Below are 16,830 nucleotides of genomic sequence, written 5' to 3'. Positions count from 1 at the left end.
ACCTCTCAGCCAGCTCTCCTCACTCCGCGCCTAGGAGCCACAGCGCCGCGATTCCCACCACGAAGGCCACGCCCCCGGCCGCGTAGAAGACCGCCTCGATGCCACCAAGGGCGAGCGCGAGGCCCATCAGAAGCGGTCCCCCGGCCTGCCCGAGGCGCAGGATTGTGCCATTGAGGGACAGAATCACGCCGCGGGACGCCTCCGACGACAGCTCGGTGAGGCGCGTCTGCAGGGCCGGCTGGTTCAGGCCCTGCGCCACGCCGTAAAACAGCGAGGCCATCCCGACCCCCCACACGCCCGGCACGAGGGGCATCAGGACGAGCGCCACCCCATCGATTACGATCGATCCCTGGATGAGGCGTCGGGGCGCGATCCAGGTTGCCAGACGCCCGATCTGGGTCGCCACCAGAGCACTCGACACCGACGCCGCGGCCAGCACGACCCCCGACACGACGGACGAGGCGCCGAAGCGGGTCTCAACAAGCTCCGGCACGTAGGTGAGGAAGGCGCCGAAGATGAGGACGAAGATGCCGAGGTTCACGGCAAGCAGGCCGAAGACGCGGCGATCCCGCAGGCGCTCCCCCACCGTCCGCAGGTAGCCCCGAAAGCCCTCCGCACTCGACCGCCCGTCGACCGCCGGGGCCTCCAGCTTCCACGCCACCGCCGTTCCCACGGGAAGGGCGAGAAGCGGAAGGGCGAACGGCACGTACCACGCAATGGCCGCCAGCATTCCCCCCACGGCCGGAAAGGCCGCCGTCCCCACGTTGAGGGCCGTGGCGTTGTAGCCGACCACCGCGGCCCGCGTCGCGCCTTCGTACCGGTCGCCGATGATGGTAATGGCAAGCCCGACCAACGGGGCCGCGGCGAACCCCTGCACGGCCCGCAGGCCGAGAAGCACGGGAAACGAACGGGCCAGGGCGCATGCCCCGCCGGCAATTCCGAACACAAACAGCGTGGGCACCAGCACCCGCTTTCGCCCCAGGCGATCAGCGCCGATGCCCGCAAGGGGCGCACTCAGAAGGCCCGGAAGCGAATAGGCCGTCACGACCCAGCCCACCTGGACGCGAGAAATGTCGAGCACTTCGACCACCTGGGGGAAGGCAGGAGACACCCCGGACACGTTGCCGACACCGACTAGCGTGACGGCAAAGAGCAGCCAGATGTCGAGGTCGGCGAGGGGCGAAGAGTCCGACGACGCACTCGGGAAACGAGAGGAGCCCTCGGCGTCATCGTCGGGTGCCATAAACGATACGAATGAGACGTGAGCAAGACTTCGCGAGTCCGAGCACAGGCGCCCTGCGTTGTTGAGGTCCTCGTTTTTCGGTCATTCCGCAGTCGCCCGCCGGAGAACGCGGTAGTCGTAGGCCCCTAGGGTCATCGTCGCGCCTTCGACGGACGCCCCCGTCAGGGCATCGGTGAGGGAGGCGTCGGCGTAGCCGTCCGGCAGAGACACTTCGTGTGAAGCGTCGCGGACGTTCACCGCAAAGAGCAGGCTGTCCGCGTCTGTGGCCCGCTCGTACACCAGCACGTCCTCGGCGTCTGGGGTGTGCATCGTCAGCGTCCCGGTTCGTAGGGCCGGGCTGTCGCCGTACAGCGCAAGGTACTCTTGGTAAAAGCGTCGGACGTCGGGGGACTGCGACCAGTCGTACGGCGTGCGGGCAAAGAACGAGACCGAATCAGTCACGCCCAGTTCCTGGCCGTTGTAGACCAGCGGCGCCCCGGGCATGCTCGCCGTCAGCACGAACGCGGCCTTCGAGCCTTCCAGTCCGTCAAAGAGGGCGGGCGGGGGAGCATCCCACATCGTCTCGTCGTGGTTCGTGGTGAAGCGCAGCCGCCGGGCCGCCCCTGGCAGGCTGGCGCGTGTCGTGTCGACCTGCGTGGCAAGGGTGCGGACGGGGGCGCCCTCCTCCCACACCCGCTTCAGCGCGCCGTAGAACGGCCAGGCGTACGTCTGGTCGAAGCCTACCTCATGCATCTCCGGCTCCGCCGCCTCGGCCAGCATCAGCACCTCCTTGTGGGCCTCCACCGAGTCAATCGCGTTCTCCCAGAAGTCGAGCGGCACCGCGTGGGCCACGTCGGCCCGGTAGCCGTCAACACCGAACTCGCGGACCCAGTACTGCATGACATCGATCATCTCCTGTCGCGTCCGCGGATTTTCAAAGTTGAGTTCCACCACGTCCGTCCAGTCTGTGGTGTCGCCGTTCAGGACCGGCACCGTAAAACCGTCAATGGGCCCGTCGCTGTACATGTCCGGGTGTTCTTCCACCCACGGATGGTCCCAGGCGGTGTGGTTGGCTACGAGGTCGATGATGATGTGCATGTCTCGGGCGTGTGCCGAATCTACGAGCGCCCGGAAGTCTGCTTTCGTCCCGTAGTCCGGATTCACGTCGTAGTAGTCGCGAATCGAGTACGGGGACCCGAGCGCCCCGATGTCGCTCTTGCGCCGCTCTTTACCAATCGGATGAATGGGCATGAGCCAGAGCGTATTGACGCCCATCTCTTGAATCTCGTCGAGCCGTTCGGTAAGCCCCTGGAAGGTGCCCTCCGTGGAGGCGTCGGGGACAAACACCTCGTAGACGGTGGCGTCCTGCACCCAGGCCGGCTCGCCCACCCCGTCAATGGAGCTGGGCGCGGACTCGTCGGACGGGCCCCCACACCCGAAGAAACCGATCGTGAGTGCGGACGCGAGCACAAGCAGAACGAGACGACGGAGCATGGCGAGGGCGACGGCTGGACAAGAAACGACTGTGCCCGTCGCTCCACGGGGACACCGCGCGGCGACGGAGATACAGTATAGGAAATAGGCCGAACGTCCCCAAGTCATGCCGCCCCCTCCAGCCGTCGCCTGGTGTGCCGGGGACACCCGACAGAGGGACTCCTGCCACACGCGCCCCCCAGCCGCCAGCACAGACGATGGTGAGAATGCATAACGGGCAGCCCCCGCCGCCCGTACGTCTGCCCCACCGGTGCTTGGGAGGTCACCACGCCCTGTCACGGGCATCGAGGGTCTCGCCCGTCATGTCCCCCTCCAGACTCGTCCGGTACGCCTCCGCCACGGTCGCCGCCGGCAGGCCGTCGCTGGGATCTTCGCCCATCTCGTCCAGCGTCTCCGACACCCAGGGCGGACTCACCACGTTGACCCGAATGTCGCGCGGCACCTCCAGGGCGGCCGCCCGCACAAAACCCTCGACGCCGGCGTTGACGAGGCTGATGGCCGCACTGCCTGGCATCGGCTCCTGGCTGAGTACGCCGCTCGTGAGCGTGAACACGCCCCCATCCCGAACTGCATCGAGCCCGTGCCGGACGAGGTTTACCTGCCCCATGAGCTTGTTCGACAGGCTGAGGGAGAAGTCGTCGTTCGTCAGCTCGGTGAGCTCGCCGAAGACCGCCTCGCCCGCACACGACAGGACGGCGTCCTGCGGGCCCACAGCGTCGTAGAGCCGATCAATCGACTCGGGATCGGCCAGATCCACCTGCAGCTCGCCGCTCGTGTGTCCCACCACCGTCACGTCATGTCGGGGCAAGAGCGTGTCAACGACGGCGCTGCCGATCATTCCGGTCCCGCCGACAACAAGAACATCCATGGTGCATCGAAGAGATTTCGTGGGAAGGAGGGACGTGAAACGTTGGGCCCACCGCATTTTCGCCTTACTCCGCCCCGGGCATCAAGACGGGGAGACGGTACACAGTGGCCCGGGCCGTCACGTAAAGCGTCTGGTGCTCCGGCCCGCCGAAGGCAAGGTTGGTGGAAGGCACCGGCACGTCGATGCGGCCGAGCAACTCGCCACTGGGGGCGTGCACCCACACACCGCCCGGTTGTACAGGTTGCCGTCCGCGTCCACCGTCATGCCGTCCGTAGATCCGCTAGCCTCGGCCTCGAGCGCCGCGAACCGCCGGCCGTTTTCGATCCCCCCGTCCCCGGCCACATCGTAGGCCCAGATGACTGTGTCCTCAGAGTCATTGACGTACAGGGTCGACTCGTCGGGCGAGAGAACGATGCCGTTGGGGCGCGAAAAGCGATCCGTCAGGAGCGTCAGACCACCGTCCAGCGCCAAATGGTAGACGCCCGAAAAGTCGAGTTCGCGGTCCTCCTCGTCCACGCCGTAGGGCGGGTCGGTGAAGTAGAGCGACCCGTCGTCGGCCACGGTCAGATCGTTCGGGCTGTTGAGCCGCCGACCCTGATACGCCTGTACCAGCGACGCCACCGTCCCGTCCGCCGTGCGGCGCCCCACGTGCCCGTCGTGCTGGGCCAGCAGCAGTCGCCCCTCCGCGTCTACCGCGAGCCCATTGGCGTGTCCGGACGGCTTCAGAAGGACACTGCGCCCCTCGTCCGGGGTCCACTCATAAACCGTGTTGGCCGGGATGTCGGTGAAGACCAGCCGACCCTCGTACCAGAGCGGCCCCTCGGTGAACGCAAGGCCGCTGACAATCTCTTCGGCCGCCGCGCCATCGGGCACGGGGGAGGGCTAGGCCTGCGTCGATGCCCCGGCGCCCATGCCGCCCAGAAGACCAAAAACGAGCACGAGGATCAGTCCCCCGTTCGTTTCGCACGACGGACCGGATGAGATTCTGGGGGGTGAGTGCGGAGACGAGAATGCATCACAGCGACATGGAAAGTGTGCCTAGACGCATGCGTGTGGCGGTCCGACCATCACACAAAAGCGGATGGAAAATGAGAAGCCATCCTGCGAGCTGGACTAAGACGCGACGCCCTCGACGATCGGAGGGCCGACCCGGAGGCCCCTCCGGCCAGGCCTCACGAACGCTTCACGCCCTGAACGACGAACAGATGGGACGGACCAGCATATACAGGGGTGTATCTTTGACATTTTGACCTCGTAGCTCAGCTTGGCAGAGCAACGGACTTTTAATCCGTGAGTCGCAGGTTCAAATCCTGCCGGGGTCACCGCATACAGCAAGCGTCGAGCGGTGGAGAAGAAATGCTGAAACAAGCACCTCACGCTCGCTATTCCAGATTTGCAATTTGAAGTCGGCCTGCCCGAGTGGCGGAATTGGTAGACGCGCATGGTTGAGGGCCATGTGGCCGTTATAGGCCGTGGAGGTTCGAGTCCTCTCTCGGGCACTGCCCCCCTGGTTGCAGTCCGCAGCCAGGGGGTTTTCGTTTGGAAGGGAGTTTTCCCGGGCTCCAACGTCCGTGACGCGTACTTACAGTCCACGGCTCGCGGCCCCGCGTCTCGTTCCCCCACCCTACCCTTGCGAATGACCACTCCCGACCGTTCGCCCGTCAAAGTGGGCCTACTGACCGCCGCCTCGCTCGTGGTGGCCAACATGGTAGGCACCGGCATTTTCACCAGCGTTGGGTTTCAGGTGGAGTACCTGGACTCCCCCTTTGCGCTCCTCATGCTCTGGGCGGTAGGCGGCATCATCTCGCTCTGTGGTGCACTCACCTACGGAGAATTGGGCGCCGCCCTCCCCCGCTCCGGGGGCGAGTACCATCTCATCTCGGAGTTGTACCATCCCTCGCTCGGTTTCATCGCGGGATGGATATCGTCCACCCTCGGGTTTGCGGGGCCCACCGCGCTCGCCGCCATTGCCTTCGGGGACTACACCACCGCCGTCTTCCCGAGCCTGTCGTCCACCCACCTGGCGGCGGGCATCGTGCTCCTCTGCTCGGCCATCCACGCCACCAGCATTACATGGGGCAGCTGGTTCCAGAATGTGTTTACGGCCCTGAAAGTGCTGCTCATCCTCGTCTTCGTGGGCGCCGCCGTCCAGGCCGACCCCACGCACAGCATCACGGTTGCCCCCGACGGAAACGGCCTGAACGAACTCGTGAGCTCCGGCTTCGCCGTGTCGCTGGTGTTCGTGTCGTACGCCTACGCCGGGTGGAACGCTGCCATCTACATCGTCGGGGAAATCCGGGATCCCCAGCGCAACCTGCCGCTCTCGCTGGTGCTGGGCACCGCGCTGGTAACCGTTCTGTACGTGCTGCTCAATTTTGTCTTCCTCTACACGGTGCCCGCGCAGGAGATGGCCGGGGAGGTGGAGGTGGGCTTTCTCGCCGGCTCCGTCATCTTCGGGACTGCAGGGGGGGAGGTGATGTCGCTGTTTATCGCCCTGCTTCTGGTCTCCACCGTGAGCGCCCTCGTCTACCTGGGGCCGCGCGTCACCCAGGCCATGGGCGAGGACGCCCCCGCGCTCCGCTGGCTCGCGGTCACCAACGACCGGGGGATTCCCGTCAATTCCATTCTGTTCCAGCTGGGCCTCGCCCTCCTCTTCATCTACACGTCCACCTTCGACCAGGTGCTCGTGTACGCCGGCTTTACGCTCATCCTGTCGACGATGGTGACGGTTGCCGGGGTGTTCGTCCTCCGCTGGCGCCGGCCCGAGATTGATCGCCCGTACAAGACGTGGGGCTACCCGGTGACGCCGCTCCTCTTCCTGGCGGCGAACGCCTGGATCCTCGTGTACGTGTTTCTCGACCGCCCCACCGAGTCGCTGATCGGACTCAGCATCGTGGCCGTAGGAGCGGCCCTCTATTTCGCCAGTCAGTGGGGCGCCCCGGACGAGGCCCCAGCCTCCGAACCTCGCCCGTAGCGTTCCGCCCCACGTCTCAACAGGGAACCGTTACAGCTGGACGTTGAGGCGAGCGAAGTAGAAGGCCCCATTGAAACCTTGTTGCACCGGCGCGTAGTCAAAGACTCCGTAGTACGAGTTTTCGGGGACTTGCTCGTCGGGGTAGTTATCGAACAGGTTGTTGGCACCGACGCTGACCGTCGCGGCGTCCATCATCTGGTAGGACACCGTCGCGTCCGTCACCCACTGCGGGCTGTGCACCTGCTCGCTCCCGAACGGGAACTCGTTGCGCGTCACTTCGCCGAAGCGCACAGTCCGCAGGAAGAGCGACACCGGCCCGACGCTGTAGTCCGCCGACAGATTCAGCTTCGTCCGCGGGCTGCTCGTTTCCAAGAGTGCCCGTTCTTTGGGGCTGAAGAAGGTGTTGCGGAGCTCTTCCGCCGTGCCGTCAAAGGTGTTGCGGAGTGTCGACGGGATGTTGAGCTCGTCGTCGGCCTCCGTGCGGTTGTAGTTCCCCGCTGCCGAGAGGTCGACCGTGCCGTAGGCCGTTTGCAGCCGGTAGGTCGCCACCACGTCAAGGCCGATCGTCTCGGTGTCCACCGCGTTGGCGAAAAACTGTGCACTCGACGCTCCCGCCTCGTCCAGCAGGCCCTCTACGCCACTGGAAAACTCTCCCGTCAGTACGATCCGGTCGTCCACACGGATGCGGTAGCCATCCACCGTGAGATCGAAGTTCTCGGTAGGGCTGGCCGTGAACCCGACACTCGCGCTGCGGGAGCGCTCTTCATCAAGCCGCGGCACGCCGAGGACGCGCGCCACCTCACTGTCGTTGCTAAAGGTGCCGACGTTTACGAGGCGCCCCGCGTCGTTGAAGTCGGTGCGCACTTGGTTGAAGTAGAGCTGGTGGAGCGAGGGCGCACGGAAACCGTTGCTTACCGAGCCGCGCAGGTTAAGCTGCTCCTCAAACAGGCTCCAGCGGGCCGCCAGCTTGCCGGTAAGGGTGTTGCCGAAGTCGCTGTACTCTTCGAAGCGCCCGGCGGCCGTCACGAGAAGCTCGTCCGTCAGGTTCACCTCTGTGTCTAGGTAGGCGGCGACATTGCTACGGGTGCGGTCGACCTCATTCTCGGGCCGAAACCCAACGAAACCCTGCGCGCCCCCTGCCTTCCCGAGCGTGTCACGCGTCACCAACTGCGGCTCCGGGCCACTGTTGTCGATCATCTGTGTCCGACCGTAGTTGCGGTAGGACGCCTCCTCCCCCGCAAAGATTTGGTAGTGGTCGACGCGGTAGGCCCCACCAAAGGCCACGTTGACGCCTGCCAGCGCGTCGTCGAAGAAGCGCGACACGTCGAGCGTGGACGTGTTCTGGCTAAAGGCGTGCTTGCCCGCGTAGATGCTGCTGGGGGTGGCCTGAAGCAACGACGCGTTGGCCGTATTGTCCATCTGGTAGTCCAGGCTGTTGCGGCCAAAGCTGTTGGCCAGGTCCCAGGTCCATCCCGCAATCGTGCCCTTCACGCCTAAGGTGAGCGACTGGTCGATCACGTCGGAGTTCATTTCCGGCTGGAAGCCAAACTCAAATGCGGGGTTAGCCGCATCGGGGCGGTACGGCATATTGGCCGTTTCGTAGGGCAGACGACGAAAGGGCGCCCCCACCCCGTTCTTGTAAGAGAGGCCGCCGAACGCATAGAACGTGGCGTCGTCGTTGAGCCCGACCTCCGAGTTCAGGAAGACGGCTCCCTGCTCAATGGCCGACTGGCCCACCCGGAAGTTGAAGTCCTTGCGCTCCATTCCGAGCTGATCCAGGATAGCCTGGTCGTTCTGGCGCGCCTGCTCGGGGTTCCCGGTGAGCGGGTAGGCAAAAACGCCGGCCTCGTAGCCGCCGCTCAGGTAGCGCGACTGGTCAAAGAGCACGAGTTGATTCCCGTCAGACCGGTTGGTTCGGGCTCGGTTTCGGTACGTGCCTGTGACGTTCACGAAGCCGTCCTCGCCCAGGCCAAAGCCGTAGTTGGCCTCTACCTTCAAGAGTTCTCCGTCGCCCTCCTGGTGAATTCCACTCGTTACGTTTGCCGTCAGCCGGTCGGTGTCCTCTTTCAGCTGCACGTTAAGGACGCCGGCGATCGCGTCAGAGCCGTACTGGGCGGCAGCCCCGTTGCGGAGCACCTCAATCTGCTCGACGGCAGCCGTGGGGATAGCGTTCAGGTCAGTGCCCGCCGCACCGTTGCCCGCGGTCTGCAGGGTGTTGATGAGCGAGCTTTTGTGGCGTCGCTTGCCATTGACGAGCACGAGCACCTGATCGGGCGGAAGGCCACGCAACGAGGCCGGGTCAATAAACTCGGTGGCGTCGGCCGCCGACTGTCGATTGGCCTGAAAGGAGGGCGCCGAGTAGGTAAGCAGCCGGTTGAGATTCGTCTGCGGCGACTGGGCCGTCAGTTCATCCACCGGGAGCGCATCGACCGGGACGGCCGACTGGAGGGCCGACCGGCTCTCGCCCCGGCTGCCGACGACCACCACGTCGTCGAGCGTCGACCCGGGCGCCAGCTCAAAGTTGAGCGTGTACGTCTCACCTGCCTCCACACGCAACTGCTCGGTTCCCGCCGAGTAGCCGACGAAGCTGGCCCGCAGGCGGAGGTCTCCCGGCGCAACTCGGACGCTGTACTGCCCGTCGGTGTCGGCACTGGTGCCGCGTTGCGTGCCCAAGACCTGCACATTGGCCCCAACAAGCGGATTGCCCGTCTCAGCGTCGATCACCTGGCCTTGAACAGTGGCCGTGGACTGCGCTGCACTAGGGGTGGGCCCCAGCATCACGCAGGCCCCACACACGGCGGCCAATCCGACGAGGAGTTTTTGTAGAGGAGAGGCGAGAACCAGCGATGCGAAAGAGCGCATGGAGGGAAGTGGACTGTCGATAATTGGAATTCGAGACGCAGCTTAAGTAAGCAGCGTACCCGAGAGATGATGTGGGAATCTTGTAGAGAGTGCCCGCCTCGAAGAAAACTTCACGGCGGAAGCGCTTCCCTCGTACTTGGCGACGGGGCTCGGCGCCACGTGCTCCGTGCCGTGCCACCGGTTCGTGCCCCCTCCATCTTGAAGACCGATGCGGATCGGGTCTCGGTCGCCCCTCACCGTGCGGGCCGTTTCTCCCCTTTCTCCCGCACGTCCTCCTCACTTTTTGTTGGGACCCGCGTCACATATCTTGGGCCTGCTTCCTCATGCTACAGATTCCTATCGCCTCTGCATGCGTCGCTTCCTTACCGCCGCGCTCCTTGTCATCGCTCTGGGGCTACCCGCAAGCCCTACGGCCCATGCCCAGAACCGGCCGCTCACCCACGACGACTACGACCGGTGGGAAGAAATTGAGGCCCAGTCGATTTCAGACGACGGCAAATGGGTGCTATACCGGACGAGCCCGCCAAAGGGCGACGACACCCTGCAGGTGAAGCGCGTGGAGCCCCGGCGCACCCACACGATTCCCCGCGGCGAGCGGGCCCGGTTCACGGCGGACGCGCAATTCGTGCCCTTCATGATCGCGCCGCCGCACGACTCCACTCGACAAGCCCAGCTCGACGACGTGCCCCCGCCAAGGCGCCCGACGACCGACCTCGGCCTGCTCGACCTGGCCTCCGGCGACACGACCCGCGTCGACCGTGTGCAGTCCTATAAGTTGCCCAACGAGGGACGCACCTGGATTGTCTACCACCACGAGCCGCCGCGTCCCGACAGCAGCGATGCGGACGAGAAAAACGGCGACGAGCCGGACGGCGCGCCGCTCACGCTCCGGCGCCTGGACAGCGGCGAGACGTGGCGCTACGAGCACGTGACCGATTACGCCGTCGCCGAGGAAGGCCCCCTGCTCACCTACACGGCCGCCGATACGACTGGCGGCAGCCTCCACGCCCTTCGGCTCGACGAAGAGGCCCCCCAGGCGACGACGCTCCATTCCGGCACGCAGACATATCCCCAAATGGCAGTAGACGGTGCGGGCACGCAGGTCGCGTTCCTGAACGGCCCCGACAGCACCGACGTCCCCCACCACGACAACACCCTGTACCACTGGACGACGGGTGACGCGGCCCCCACGCCCGTCGTGCAGCCGGGCGCGGCAGCCCTCCCGAACGAGTGGCTCATCAGCGAGCAGGCCGACCTTTCGTTTTCGGCGGACGGATCCCGCGTGTTCTTTGGCACCGCCCCCCCACCGCCCGCTCCTGTCGAGACGGACAGCCTGCTGGACAAAGAGCAGGTCGAGGTCGATGTCTGGCACTGGCAGGATCCATACCTGAAGCCGATGCAGAAGGAACGGGCCGAGGGCAAGACGGAGCAGGCGTACCGGGCCGTTCACTTCTTGAAGGAGGAGCGGACCCTGCAGCTCGCCACCGAGGCGGTGCCCGCCGTCACCGTCGCGGACGAGGGCACCGCCGACGTGGCGCTCGGGGTCACCAACCGGCCGTACCGGCGGGCACTCTCGTGGGACTGGCCCCCGGCGTACGACGCCTACCTCATCGACCTGCGGAACGGGGAGCGGGAGCGCGTCCTTCGGGACCTGCAGGCTGTCCCCCAACTCTCCCCAACGGGTGCCTACCTGACCTGGTGGGACCGCGAGGCGCGCGACTGGAAGGGCCTCAATACGGGCACGGGGGAACGGATGACACTCTCTGCGTCGATCCCGCACGCCGTCCACGACCACCGACACGACGTGCCCTATCCGGCGGGGCCGTACGGCCTCGCGGGCTGGACCGAGGACGACGCGCAAGTGCTTCTCTACGACCGCCACGACGTGTGGGCCGTTGACCCCGATCGGCCCGGCGACGCACAGGCCGTGACCGACGAGGTGGGCCGTGACAACAACCTGCGTCTCCGTCACGTCTCGCTCGACGACGACCGCACTCCCGCCGCGTGGGGCGACTGGCCGAACCCCGTCAGCCCACCCACCGTGGTGTCGGACACGCTGCTTCTCTCGGCCTTCAATGTCGAGACGAAGGCCAACGGCTTCTACCACGACCGAATCGGCAGTGGGGAGCGCCCGACGGAGCTCCGCATGATGGACCGGTCGTTCTCCTCGCCCGAGACGGCCGACGACGCCGACCGGCTGCTCTACACCCGCGAGAGCGTCCGGGAATTCCCCGACCTGCGGGTGACAGACCGCTCGTTCAGCGATCCACAAAAGCTCAGCGACGTCAACCCGCAGCAGGACGAATACCGCTGGGCCACCGTCGAGCTCATGGAGTGGACCTCGGCCAACGGCGAGCAGCTGGAGGGCCTCCTCTACAAGCCGGAGGACTTCGATCCAGACAAGGAGTACCCGATGATGACGTACTTCTACGAGCAGTACAGCGACGACCTGCACGAGCACTACGCGCCGGAGGCGCACCGGTCGATCATCAACTTCACCTTCTACGCCAGCCGCGAGTACCTCGTGTTTGTCCCCGACATTCACTACGAGGAGGGCTACCCGGGCGAGAGCGCGATGCAGTCCGTGATGCCGGGCGTCACGATGCTCGCCAATCGGGACTACGTGGACGACGACCGCATCGGCGTGCAGGGACACAGCTGGGGCGGCTACCAGATCGCCCACATGGTGACGAAGACGGACCTGTTCGCGGCGGCCGAGGCCGGGGCACCCGTCTCCAACATGATCAGCGCGTACGGCGGCATTCGGTGGGGCACGGGCATGAGCCGGATGTTCCAGTACGAGGAGACCCAGAGCCGCATCGGCGGCAGCCTGTGGGACATGCCGATGCGCTACATCAACAACTCGCCCATCTTCCAGGCCGACCGCATCGACACCCCGCTGATGATGATGCACAACGACGAGGACTCGGCCGTGCCCTGGGAGCAGGGCATCGAGCTGTTCGTCGCGCTCCGGCGCCTCAACAAACCGGCGTGGCTTCTCAACTACACCGGTGAGGTGCACTGGCCCACCGATCTCGCGGAAATGCGCGACTGGACGACCCGCATGCAGCAGTTCTTCGATCACTACCTGAAGGGGGCCCCTGCGCCGGTATGGCTGAAGGAGGGCGTTCCGGCCGTCGACCAGGGGCGCTCGCTCGGCCTAGAGCCCGTAACGGGCACGTCAGAGTAGTCGGGGCGTCGCAGCCGCCTACTCCCCCCGTAGACACTCCCTCCCTCGTTCCCCGTCGCCTCCGTGCCCGCCTCGCCCACCGACTGGCCTGACCTCAACCCCGACCAGCGGGCCGCCGTGACGGCGTCGATGGACCCGCAGCTCGTGGTGGCGGGCCCAGGGACCGGCAAGACGCGCGTCCTCGTGTGCCGGGCCGCCTACCTCATCGAGCGCGAGGCCGTGACGCCGTCCCACCTCGTCCTTGTCACGTTCACGCGGCGCGCCGCCCAGCAGCTCACGAGCCGCCTCGCTACCCTCGTGGGCCCCGAGGCGCAGCACGTCCGGGCGGGCACCATTCACCACTTCTGCTACAGAACCCTCCGCGCCTATCCGGCCCCGGCGGACGTGCCCGACGACTTTATCGTGGTCGACGACACGGTGACGGACGCCTTCTGGCAGCGCTGGTACGAGGCACACGAGCGCTGGTGCGAGGCGAACGACCTCCACAGCTACCGCCAGGTCAAGACCCACGTCAGCCGCATTAAGCTCGGGATCGACACGGTATCGGGGCGGCTCACCGAGGGCCTGCGGGCCTACGGCAAGATGCTCGCGGACCGGGGCGCGCTCGACTTCGACGACCTGCTCGTAAAGACGCGCGACCTGCTGCGCAACCATCCGGACGTGCGGGCCGACCTCGTGGACGAGACGCGGGCGGTGCTCGTCGATGAGTTTCAGGACACCGACCCGGTGCAGTTCGACATCATCCGTCGCCTCGGCGAGGCGGGCGCCCACCTCTACTGCGTGGCCGACGACGACCAGTCCGTCTACCGCTTCCGCGGGGCCCGGCCCGAAAACCTCCGCCGCTACATCGACCGCTTCGACTGCAGTGCAGACCGGGGCACGCGACACGTCCTCACCACCAACTACCGCTCAAATCGCTCCATCTACGCGGTGGCCGAGGCGGTACTGGACGGGAAGGGGCGGCTCAAACAGCGCGGCGACATTCGCACGTCGGACGCCGGCACACAGCCGGTGCAGCTTGTCGCGTGCGACGATCCCGAGGCCGAGCGGACCCACGTGCTCCGGCAACTGCAGGACTGGATCGACGACGGGGCCGCCCGGAGCGACCTCGCCGTTCTTACCCGCTGGAACCGCCGCCTCGCGGCCCTGGAACGGGCGTGCCTCCGGGCCGGCCTTGCCTGTGAGACGAGCCAGAGCGAGGCGCTCTTGGACACCCCCCCGGCACAGAAGCTGCACGCCCTGCTCCGTGTCGTCGATGCTCGCCGTCGCGGGCGGCCGCTCGACGCCCCCATGGCGGAGCTGCTGTCCCATTTGCTACCGGACGACACGATGGCGCGGCTGCGCGACTTCGGCGAGCGGAGCATGCCGGACTCGGGCCTCTGGGCCGTCTTCCAGACCGTCGTCTCCAACGAGCAGGCCCGCCGGAGTGCCGGCCTCGACTCGGCCACAGACCGCCTCGACCAGGCCTACGCCACGGTCACCAATCTCTTACAGAACACGCAGGAGGACGACCTCACCATTGGGGCCTTCACCCGCACCGCCCTTCGGCAGCTCGGGGATCCGCTCCAACTGCTCCGCGGCGACACCAACACCTTGACCGATCCGGCCTCCCTCCCCTCCGTCCGTCAGGCCGGCACGGTCCTCGGGCGGTGGCGTCGGGCGCAGGCCCGCGACGCGCGCGCAATAGACCCGCCCCGCCTCCTCCTGCACCACCGCACGCCCCAGATCACGCGGCTCTGGCGCCAGCTGGTGCGGCGGGCCCTCGACCTCGAAACGGATCCCCCTGCGCCGCTGCCCGAGATGCAGGAGGCCTTGTTTGCCCGCCCCGCCGACGAGGGCGTTCCGCCGCTCGGGGCCGACGACGTGGTCCTCACGAACGACCTGGAGGCGCTCCTCCGCTGGGCCGAGCGGACCGGGGCCTTTTCGGGATCGACCGATACGCCCCAGATTCTATTACTCTCCCCCGACGGCTCCCTGCCGTCCGACCAGAAGATGCTGCTCGGCGTCGACCCGGACGACGTGCACGTCGTGGACCCCGAATCCGCCTTCCACAGTCCCTCCGTCCGGCTGGTCAAGCTCCTGCAGATGACCAGCGGCCCGTCCGCCCCCGAGCCGCTCTTTCCGGAGTACGTGATGGTCGACCTCGAGGCCACCAGCACCGACCCGCGCCACTGCCGCGTCGCCGAGATCGGGGCCCTCAAGGTCCGAGACGGGGCTGTAGTGGACCGCTTCTCCGAACTCGTGCAGTTGCCCGAGGACCTGACGCCCGACGAGCACGAGACGCTCCGCACGGTCTGCGGGCTGGACCCGGCGTCTGACTTCGGCGAGGCCCGGCCCGAGGCGGCGGTCTGGGCCGACTTCTGTGACTTTGTGGACGGGGTTCCCCTTGTCGCCCACAACGGCCAGCGCTACGACTTCCGCGTCCTGCGCCGCCTCGCCAACACCCACGCGGCCGATGCCCACTGGGCCGCGACGTACGACCTGCTGCCCGCGGCGCACGAGTTGTTTCCCGACCTCCGTCGCTACGACGCCGCGCACCTCCGCGAGACCCTCCTGAACGACGACGCGGACACCGCTCATCGCGCCCTGGCCGACTGCGAGGATCAGCAGTGCATTCTGGAGCGGATGCAGGAGGAGCGCGCGCGACAGCACCGCCTTCTGGCCCACGAGCCGCTCCTGCCACTCCTCGTGGCCGCCCTCACCTACGAATCCCCCGCCCCCGAGGCCTTATCGAACGACGCCCAGGTCTTTCTGCAGGTGGGGCACACGTGGGCCCTGCGCGACGCCTCCCCCGCCGGCGACGACCTGCGCTCGCTCTTGCCCCGCGCCCTGCCGGATCGCCTGCGCCAGCACGCCCTCTACACGCTGATCGACGAGGAGGCACTGCTCACGGTCTCTGCCGGCCTCCAACCCGGCCTTGCCCGCCGCCTAGCGGCCCTCTTCGCCCCCTACGCCGATCGGCCGCTCCGGAGCGAGGCGCTGGCGGACCTTCTCACACACCTCGCCCTCTGGGGCGAAGACACGACCCCGCAGGGCGAGGATGTGATTACCCTCTCTACCTACCACAGCGCCAAGGGGCTCGAGTTCGAGCGCGTCGTCTGCATGGACGTGCACGACAACGCTTTCCCGCCATACTTTGCACGCGACCCGGAGGAGCGCCGCGAGAGTCGCCGCCTTCTGTACGTGGGCATGACGCGGGCCGAGCGCCACCTCGTGCTCACCTATCCGAAGCGGGAGCGCGGCTACGACCGGCGGCCCACCTCCTTCCTCGACGCCGCCCCGGACGCACTTCTGCGGGCCGCAGACGCCGACTCGGACTGACGCCGGGTCTCCGGCGTTCGTTACGATTACTCAACCGGGAAACGAACGCGCACGCTCGGGTTTGCAGACAAAAACATACTTTTTCACAGCCCCCTTCCGCCGCGTGCCTCCCTCCGATTCTCCCCCCACCACACGACGCGAGGCGACCCTCCCCGGCCAGGACCTCGACCACCTGCGGAACGCCGACCCGTCGCGGGCCGAGCGTGCCTTCACCATCCTGGCCGGCATCTTCATCGGGGCGCTCGTCATCACGAACGCCGTCGCGAGCAAGTTCTTCGTCCTCTTCGGGCAGGAGCTCTCGTGCGGCATTATCGCGTACCCGGTGACGTTCTTGGCGACGGACCTCATCTCCGAAATTTACGGGCGGAAGCGCGCCAACACGGTCGTCGGGGCCGGGTTCGTGGTGAGCGTCTTCATCACGATCGTGGTATGGATCGCGAACGTGGCCCCCACCTACGAGCAGTCGCCCGTCACCGCCGAGGCGTTCAACTCGGTGTTCGGCCTCCTGCCCGGCATCGTACTGGGATCGATGGTCGCTTACCTCGCCTCCCAGTTCATCGACGTGCAGCTCTTCGAATTCTGGCGCCGGCTCACAGACGGAAAGTACATGTGGCTCCGCAACAACGGGTCCACCTTCTTCAGCCAGCTCGTCGACACGATCATGGTGGTCACCATTGCACTCGTGATCTGGCCGGAGGTGGACGGCAATGCGGCCACGACGCCCCTCGCGTTCGAGACGTGGCAGGGCATCGTCTTCGGCCAGTACGTGTTTAAACTCGGCATCGCGGCCCTCGATACGCCTCTCTTTTACGTCGCCACCCACTACCTCACGAACTGGATCCAGGCCGACCCGCGGGTGATGGAGACGGACGGCGTGATGGACTAGCACGCCCCAAACG

The 16,830-nt window shown here is 66.5% G+C and carries 8 protein-coding genes, 2 tRNA genes and 1 pseudogene; 6 read left to right on the top strand and 5 right to left on the bottom strand.

Translation table 11 applies throughout. The features are described from left to right. Window positions 1–19: 19 nt before the first annotated feature. The 4 genes and pseudogenes from OJB03_RS05745 to OJB03_RS05730 all read right to left on the bottom strand — a co-directional run bounded on the left by OJB03_RS05745 (window position 20) and on the right by OJB03_RS05730 (window position 4,457). Entirely contained in the window at window positions 20–1,243 is a 1,224-nt protein-coding gene (locus OJB03_RS05745; protein ID WP_263785890.1) for an MFS transporter, read from the bottom strand. An 81-nt stretch (window positions 1,244–1,324) separates the two neighbouring features. Further along, window positions 1,325–2,716, bottom strand: coding sequence for an alpha-amylase family glycosyl hydrolase (locus OJB03_RS05740; protein WP_263785888.1), 1,392 nt, complete (start codon window positions 2,714–2,716; stop codon window positions 1,325–1,327). 262 nt (window positions 2,717–2,978) lie between these two features. Further along, the gene (locus OJB03_RS05735; protein ID WP_263785886.1) at window positions 2,979–3,584 is read right to left on the bottom strand and encodes a short chain dehydrogenase; all 606 of its coding nucleotides are present in this window, start codon (window positions 3,582–3,584) and stop codon (window positions 2,979–2,981) included. 64 nt (window positions 3,585–3,648) lie between these two features. Further along, window positions 3,649–4,457: pseudogene (locus OJB03_RS05730) on the bottom strand (SMP-30/gluconolactonase/LRE family protein). Between the two features lie 375 nt (window positions 4,458–4,832). Here OJB03_RS05730 and OJB03_RS05725 point away from each other — a divergent pair. The 3 genes from OJB03_RS05725 to OJB03_RS05715 all read left to right on the top strand — a co-directional run bounded on the left by OJB03_RS05725 (window position 4,833) and on the right by OJB03_RS05715 (window position 6,558). Next, window positions 4,833–4,906, top strand: a tRNA-Lys gene (locus tag OJB03_RS05725). A gap of 91 nt (window positions 4,907–4,997) precedes the next feature. Continuing rightward, a tRNA-Leu gene (locus OJB03_RS05720) sits at window positions 4,998–5,083 on the top strand. Between the two features lie 137 nt (window positions 5,084–5,220). Then, the gene (locus tag OJB03_RS05715; RefSeq protein WP_263785882.1) at window positions 5,221–6,558 is read left to right on the top strand and encodes an APC family permease; all 1,338 of its coding nucleotides are present in this window, start codon (window positions 5,221–5,223) and stop codon (window positions 6,556–6,558) included. Between the two features lie 30 nt (window positions 6,559–6,588). On the opposite strand, the gene OJB03_RS05710 is transcribed toward OJB03_RS05715, so the two are convergent. Beyond that, window positions 6,589–9,420 (bottom strand): TonB-dependent receptor, encoded by a 2,832-nt coding sequence (locus tag OJB03_RS05710; protein ID WP_263785880.1) that lies wholly within the window; start codon window positions 9,418–9,420, stop codon window positions 6,589–6,591. A gap of 349 nt (window positions 9,421–9,769) precedes the next feature. Between OJB03_RS05710 and OJB03_RS05705 the strand changes: the two genes are divergently transcribed. From OJB03_RS05705 to OJB03_RS05695, 3 genes are all read left to right on the top strand, one after another. Then, window positions 9,770–12,610, top strand: a complete 2,841-nt coding sequence (locus tag OJB03_RS05705; protein WP_263785878.1) for an alpha/beta hydrolase family protein — start codon at window positions 9,770–9,772, stop codon at window positions 12,608–12,610. Window positions 12,611–12,673: 63 nt separating this feature from the next. Further along, window positions 12,674–15,931: a UvrD-helicase domain-containing protein gene (locus tag OJB03_RS05700; RefSeq protein WP_263785876.1), complete on the top strand. Its 3,258-nt coding sequence runs from the start codon at window positions 12,674–12,676 to the stop codon at window positions 15,929–15,931. Window positions 15,932–16,034: 103 nt separating this feature from the next. Then, window positions 16,035–16,817 (top strand): queuosine precursor transporter, encoded by a 783-nt coding sequence (locus tag OJB03_RS05695; RefSeq protein ID WP_263785874.1) that lies wholly within the window; start codon window positions 16,035–16,037, stop codon window positions 16,815–16,817. Window positions 16,818–16,830 lie beyond the last annotated feature (13 nt).

The sequence above is a fragment of the Salinibacter grassmerensis genome, from assembly GCF_947077765.1.
GTDB lineage: Bacteria > Bacteroidota > Rhodothermia > Rhodothermales > Salinibacteraceae > Salinibacter > Salinibacter grassmerensis.
Note: the sequence above shows the minus strand (reverse complement) of the source record. Positions and strands in the feature narration are given on the sequence as shown.

What these genes read in the sequence shown, in the direction of transcription:
- OJB03_RS05735 (WP_263785886.1), bottom strand. Translation starts at nt 3,584, where the DNA reads ATGGATGTTCTTGTTGTCGGCGGGACCGGAATGATCGGCAGCGCCGTC.
- OJB03_RS05715 (WP_263785882.1), top strand. Translation starts at nt 5,221, where the DNA reads ATGACCACTCCCGACCGTTCGCCCGTCAAAGTGGGCCTACTGACCGCC.
- OJB03_RS05740 (WP_263785888.1), bottom strand. Translation starts at nt 2,716, where the DNA reads ATGCTCCGTCGTCTCGTTCTGCTTGTGCTCGCGTCCGCACTCACGATC.
- OJB03_RS05705 (WP_263785878.1), top strand. Translation starts at nt 9,770, where the DNA reads ATGCGTCGCTTCCTTACCGCCGCGCTCCTTGTCATCGCTCTGGGGCTA.
- OJB03_RS05745 (WP_263785890.1), bottom strand. Translation starts at nt 1,243, where the DNA reads ATGGCACCCGACGATGACGCCGAGGGCTCCTCTCGTTTCCCGAGTGCG.
- OJB03_RS05710 (WP_263785880.1), bottom strand. Translation starts at nt 9,420, where the DNA reads ATGCGCTCTTTCGCATCGCTGGTTCTCGCCTCTCCTCTACAAAAACTC.